Raw genomic sequence first — 6,535 nt, forward strand, 5'->3', positions numbered from 1 at the left:
CAAGAAGGGCTTACGGTTTTAGAAACTTTGAAAATTACAGATTGTGGGTTAAAATACTATGTCGTTAATATCTGGATTCCCCCATCTTCGGAGTAGAGCCGAAATCTTTTATAAGCCTTATAAATTCGAGATTGCAGACTGTGGTTCGAAATTATGTAAAGATTGGCTCCCCGGACTGGACTCGAACCAGTGACCCTGCGATTAACAGTCGCATGCTCTACCAACTGAGCTACCAGGGAACTCGTGTGGAACGTTATAAATGATATTATTTTTTCTCGAATAAGTCAACATGCAAATAAGCACTTTTAACTGCATATATGCAAAAAAGCTAGAAAAGTTTAATACGCTCCCAAACCTAACCAAGTCCTCCATGAATTTGCCTTAAAATTCTGATAGAACTTAAGCTGTTTACAAACATACTATTATCAAAAAAAGCAGAAAATAGTAACGTGGTTTTATTTCCTTTTTTAAAAGAAAATATAAAACAAATTATAATATTCTGCTTTTCTAAAGCAACAAAAAAAGCCCTTGGCATCGTCTTACTCTCCCACCAACTTTCGCAGGCAGTACCATCAGCGCTGAGGGGCTTAACTGCTGTGTTCGGAATGGGAACAGGTGTGACACCCTCGCTATAGACACCATAGAGCTTTTCTTGCTAAACGATAATTTAATTATAACTAATATAAGTATTTTTCCAATATTTGCCAATTTGCAGTTATTAAATGTAAGCCACAAACAATCAAGACCTCGACCGATTAGTACTGGTCAGCTTCATGCATTACTGCACTTCTACCCCCAGCCTATCAACCTTGTAGTCTTCAAGAGGTCTTACTTCCTTACGGAATGGGAAATCTTATCTTGGGGTCGGCTTCACGCTTAGATGCCTTCAGCGTTTATCCGTTCCAGACGTAGCTACTCAGCATGTACCGTTGGCACGATAACTGATACACCAGAGGTCTGTTCGTTCCGGTCCTCTCGTACTAGGAACAACTCCCCTCAAATTTCCTGCGCCCACAGCGGATATGGACCAAACTGTCTCACGACGTTCTGAACCCAGCTCATGTACCACTTTAATGGGCGAACAGCCCAACCCTTGGAACCTGCTCCAGCTCCAGGATGTGACGAGCCGACATCGAGGTGCCAAACTCCTCCGTCGATGTGAACTCTTGGGAGGAATAAGCCTGTTATCCCCGGCGTAACTTTTATCCGTTGAGCGATGACCCTTCCACGCGGGATCACCGGATCACTAGGTCCTACTTTCGTACCTGCTCGAGATGTACCTCTCACAGTCAAGCTCCCTTATGCCCTTACACTCTATGGACGGTTTCCAATCGTCCTGAGGGAACCTTTGAGCGCCTCCGTTACCTTTTGGGAGGCGACCGCCCCAGTCAAACTGCCCATCTGACTCTGTTCTCTGCCCGGATAACGGGTCAGAGTTAGTATTTTCAAATATCAAGAGTGGTATCTCAACGTTGGCTCCACCATCTCTAGCGAGATGATTTCACAGCCTCCCACTTATCCTGCACATAACATCCAAAAATACAAAGCCAAACTACAGTAAAGCTGCACGGGGTCTTTCTGTCCTGCTGCGGGTAACCTGTATCTTCACAGGTACTCCAATTTCGCCGAGCCTCTCGTTGAGACAGTGCCCAAGTCGTTACGCCTTTCGTGCGGGTCGGAACTTACCCGACAAGGAATTTCGCTACCTTAGGACCGTTATAGTTACGGCCGCCGTTCACTGGGGCTTCAGTTCAATGCTTCGCCTGAGCTAACATATCCCCTTAACCTTCCAGCACTGGGCAGGCGTCAGCCCCTATACTTCACCTTGCGGTTTAGCAGAGACCTGTGTTTTTGTTAAACAGTCGCCAGGGCCTGTTCTCTGCAACCTCTTCATGCTCCAGCCGCAGGGCTTTCACACTACAGAGGCACTCCTTCTTCCGAAGTTACGGAGTTAATTTGCCGAGTTCCTTAACGAGAGTTCTCTCGCGCGCCTTAGGATATTCTCCCTACCTACCTGTGTCGGTTTTAGTACGATCACCTTAAATCTCCCTAGAAGCTTTTCTCGTCAGTGTGGAATCAACCAGTTCGCCCTAAAAGGGCTCCACATCACCTCTCGGAATATAAGAAAACGGATTTGCCTATTTTCTCTCCCTACTGGCTTGAACCGGAATCCAATAACCGGCTGGCCTATCCTTCTGCGTCCCTCCATCAGTCAAACAATTTAAGGTGGTACCGGAATATTAACCGGTTGTCCATCGTCTACGCTTTTCAGCCTCAACTTAGGTATCGACTAACCCTGGGCGGACGAGCCTTCCCCAGGAAACCTTAGGTTTTCGGCGAATAAGATTCTCACTTATTTTTTCGCTACTCATGCCGACATTTTCACTTCTGTTTCGTCCACCAACCCTTACGGATTGACTTCAACCTACAACAGAACGCTCCTCTACCAAGCCCATAAATGAGCTTCCGTAGCTTCGGTGATATGCTTGAGCCCCGTTAAATCTTCGGCGAGAAACCGCTCGATCAGTGAGCTATTACGCTTTCTTTAAAGGATGGCTGCTTCTAAGCCAACCTCCTGACTGTTTAAACAGTCTCTCATCCTTTACCACTTAGCATATACTTTGGGACCTTAGCTGACGGTCTGGGCTGTTTCCCTTTCGTCCACGAACCTTATCGCCCGTAGACTCACTCCCGGATAATTAACCATTGGCATTCGGAGTTTGCATGGGTTTGGTAATCTTGGTGAGACCCCTAGCCCAAACAGTGCTCTACCTCCAATGGCATTCCTCCGAGGCTGACCCTAAAGTCATTTCGAGGAGAACCAGCTATCTCCGAGTTCGATTGGAATTTCTCCGCTATCCACAGGTCATCCGAGAATTTTTCAACATTCACCGGTTCGGGCCTCCACAAGGTATTACCCTTGCTTCACCCTGCCCATGGATAGGTCACCCGGTTTCGGGTCTACTGCTAGCAACTAAACGCCCTATTCAGACTCGCTTTCGCTACGGCTCCGGCATAAACCTTAACCTTGCTACCAACAGTAAGTCGCCGGCACATTCTTCAATAGGCACGCCGTCACACAACTAAATTGTGCTCCGACTGCTTGTAAGCATATGGTTTCATGTTCTATTTCACTCCCCTCCCGGGGTTCTTTTCACCTTTCCCTCACGGTACTAGTTCACTATCGGTCAACGAAAGTATTTAGCCTTGGATAATGGTCCACCCAGATTCCCACAAGATTTCACGTGTCTCGTGGTACTCAGGACTTTTCCCAGGAAGAAAATATCTTTTATGTTACAGGGCTTTCACCTTCTTTGGCACATTTTTCCAAACATTTCACTTAAGATATTTTTTTCTGACTTCCCGAGACGTTAACAGCCGTCTCTAGAAAAATCCTACAACCCCCATCATACAGCGCCTGTAAGCTACTAACATATGACAGGTTTAGGCTGATCCCCGTTCGCTCGCCGCTACTAGGGGAATCTTTGATTTAATTTCTTTTCCTCGGGGTACTAAGATGTTTCAGTTCCCCCACTTACCTTCACTACCCTATGTATTCAGATAGTGATATCCAAGCATAACCCTGGATAGGTTTCCCCATTCGGAATTCTCCGGATCAAAGCCTGTTAGCGGCTCCCCGAAGCTTATCGCAGCTTTCCACGTCCTTCATCGGCTTTCGTTGCCAAGGTATCCACCATACGCCCTTAATATCTTGATTGATTTCGTGGCTTACAAATAATAACTGTAAGCACATTTGCGCGTCATCGGCAATACTAATTAATTAATCAGCATCAGAAATTTACTTATATTTAGTTATCAAATATCAATGCCATTTCAGGCAGTCAAAAAATTAGAGATTAAAATTTATTCAATAAAACTCTAATCTCTAATTTCTCACACAAACCACCATAATACATTGGTGGAGGTGAACGGAATCGAACCGATGGCCTACTGCGTGCAAGGCAGTCGCTCTCCCAACTGAGCTACACCCCCTATTAGTATGTAACTTTTAGATATTATAGCTGCCTTAAATTACAAAACAATTAAATACCTAACCTCAAATCACACTTAATGGTGGGCCATCGCCGAATCGAACGGCGGACCTCACGCTTATCAGGCGTGCGCTCTAACCATCTGAGCTAATGGCCCTCTACCCGACCATAATCCTATCATCAGGCAATTCCACTTCTACTATGGCCATTTGCTAAAGTATTCGCATACTCTCGCACCATTTATAAAATAAAAAGATCGTGTTCATAATGAACAATTGAGAACTAAATAGCTATCCAGTACGAGATCGACCTGGCTTTTATCCTGAGATAAAAACCTGGTTACTCCTTAGAAAGGAGGTGATCCAGCCACACCTTCCGGTACGGCTACCTTGTTACGACTTCACCCCAATCACTGATTTTACCTTAGACGGTTGCATCCTTACGGTTAGCACACCGGCTTCGGGTACCCCCAGCTTTCATGGTGTGACGGGCGGTGTGTACAAGGCCCGGGAACGTATTCAACGCAGCTTAGCTGATCTGCGTTTACTAGCAATTCCGGCTTCATGCAGGCGAGTTGCAGCCTGCAATCCGAACTGAGACGCGTTTTCTGAGATTGGCTCCACCTTGCGGCTTCGCAACCCTCTGTACGCGCCATTGTAACATGTGTGTAGCCCGAGGCATAAGGGCCATGATGATTTGACGTCATCCCCACCTTCCTCCTGCTTTCCACAGGCAGTCTTGTGTGAGTACCCACCATAACGTGCTGGTAACATACAACAGGGGTTGCGCTCGTTGCGGGACTTAACCCAACATCTCACGACACGAGCTGACGACAACCATGCAGCACCTGTCATCCGATTCCCTTGCGGGCACTCCCCTATCTCTAAGGGATTCCGGAGATGTCAAACCTCGGTGAGGTTCTTCGTGTATCGTCGAATTAAACCACATGTTCCACTGCTTGTGCGGGCCCCCGTCAATTCCTTTGAGTTTTAGCCTTGCGGCCGTACTTCCCAGGCGGGTCACTTAACGCGTTAGCTACGGCACGGAAGGGGTCGATACCTCCCACACCTAGTGACCATCGTTTACAGCATGGACTACCAGGGTATCTAATCCTGTTTGCTCCCCATGCTTTCGTGCCTCAGCGTCAGAAATAGTCCAGAAAGCCGCCTTCGCCACAGGTGTTCCTCACAATATCTACGCATTTCACCGCTACACTGTGAGTTCCGCTTTCCTCTCCTATCCTCCAGTTCAGCAGTTTTAGACGCGAGCACGAGTTGAGCTCATGCATTTAACATCTAACTTACTGAACCGCCTACGCACGCTTTACGCCCAATAAATCCGGACAACGCTCGCTCCCTACGTATTACCGCGGCTGCTGGCACGTAGTTAGCCGGAGCTTCCTTTGCGGGTACCGTCATAATCGTCCCCGCCGACAGAGCTTTACATCCCGAAAGACTTCATCACTCACGAGGCGTCGCTGCGTCAGGGTTTCCCCCATTGCGCAAAATTCCCCACTGCTGCCTCCCGTAGGAGTCTGGGCCGTATCTCAGTCCCAGTGTGGCTGTTCATCCTCTCAGACCAGCTACTGATCGTAGCCTTGGTAGGCCATTACCCCACCAACTAGCTAATCAGACGCAAGCCCATCCTTCAGTGGATTGCTCCATTTCTTCTCTCTCTCATGCGAGAAAGAGAACGTATTCGGTATTAGCCCCGGTTTCCCGGGGTTATCCCCACCTAAAGGGCAGGTTACTTACGTGTTACTCACCCGTCCGCCACTAGAACTTTAAATTAGCAAGCTAAAATAAAATCCTCGTTCGACTTGCATGTGTTAGGCACGCCTCCAGCGTTCGTCCTGAGCCAGGATCAAACTCTCAATTAATTGATAGTTTGATTTTCATCAAAAATTAATTCATTTGTACCGACAAATCTCTTTCGAGACTCATCAGGGCTCGTACTGGTTTAGCTATTTAGTTTTCAATTTACAACCCCGTTTCAAGGGACGCTCAATACTACCACACCTTCGCATGGCAGTCAACAACTTTTTTTTGTTTATTTTAGCAGTCGTTTCCAACGCTAACATTTTATCAAAGATTCTCTACAACTGTCAATCAAAGTCGCATCTTTACTTGAGACGCTCAATACTACCACACCAACCGCTGTCGGTCAATAGCTGTTTTTCTTACCTCTTTAGAAGTTTACTTCTAACAAGAAAAACCATTGAGCAAAACTATCAAGAATCAAGATCGAACAAATCTACCGTATTTCACATCGGTACAGTAGATTACCATATCCCAACTTTGTAGTCAACACTCATTTTTTGTTTATTTTTAAGGCTTAATTATTCAAAGATCTATTGCTAACTACTCTGTAGTGAGTTATTAAACTCTGCATTCGTTAATAATACTGATTTACTAGGAGTTTGTCAATCAACAATTCTAACTGGGCAGTAGTTCTAATTATAAAGAGCAAAGGTTAACAGAAATAGTTAGTGAGTTAAAAAAATAAACAGGCTAGCATCAAGTAATCATAAAAAAACATCTCCA

The 6,535-nt window shown here is 46.0% G+C and carries 1 protein-coding gene, 3 tRNA genes and 3 rRNA genes; all 7 read right to left on the reverse strand.

Going from position 1 to position 6,535, the window contains the following annotated elements; translation table 11 throughout:
• Nucleotides 1-163: 163 nt before the first annotated feature.
• Nucleotides 164-239 (reverse strand) — tRNA-Asn (locus DKM50_14250).
• A 116-nt stretch (nt 240-355) separates the two neighbouring features.
• Entirely contained in the window at nt 356-535 is a 180-nt protein-coding gene (locus DKM50_14255) for a hypothetical protein (protein ID PZM77006.1), read from the reverse strand.
• Nucleotides 527-643: ribosomal RNA gene (gene rrf / locus DKM50_14260) — 5S ribosomal RNA — on the reverse strand. Before rrf ends, DKM50_14255 begins: the two co-directional genes overlap by 9 nt.
• Nucleotides 644-737: 94 nt before the next feature.
• Nucleotides 738-3,718, reverse strand: a 23S ribosomal RNA gene (locus tag DKM50_14265).
• A 199-nt stretch (nt 3,719-3,917) separates the two neighbouring features.
• Nucleotides 3,918-3,993: transfer RNA gene (locus DKM50_14270), tRNA-Ala, on the reverse strand.
• Nucleotides 3,994-4,072: 79 nt separating this feature from the next.
• Nucleotides 4,073-4,149: transfer RNA gene (locus tag DKM50_14275), tRNA-Ile, on the reverse strand.
• Between the two features lie 190 nt (nt 4,150-4,339).
• Nucleotides 4,340-5,869, reverse strand: a 16S ribosomal RNA gene (locus tag DKM50_14280).
• The 16S, 23S and 5S rRNA genes sit together here with 2 tRNA genes alongside, the layout of an rRNA operon.
• Between the last annotated feature and the right edge of the window lie 666 nt (nt 5,870-6,535).

The organism is Candidatus Margulisiibacteriota bacterium, assembly GCA_003242895.1.
In the GTDB taxonomy this organism is placed as follows: domain Bacteria; phylum Margulisbacteria; class Riflemargulisbacteria; order GWF2-39-127; family GWF2-39-127; genus GWF2-39-127.

Coding starts and splice junctions, on each gene's coding strand:
- DKM50_14255 (PZM77006.1), bottom strand. CDS start 535: ATGCCAAGGGCTTTTTTTGTTGCTTTAGAAAAGCAGAATATTATAATT.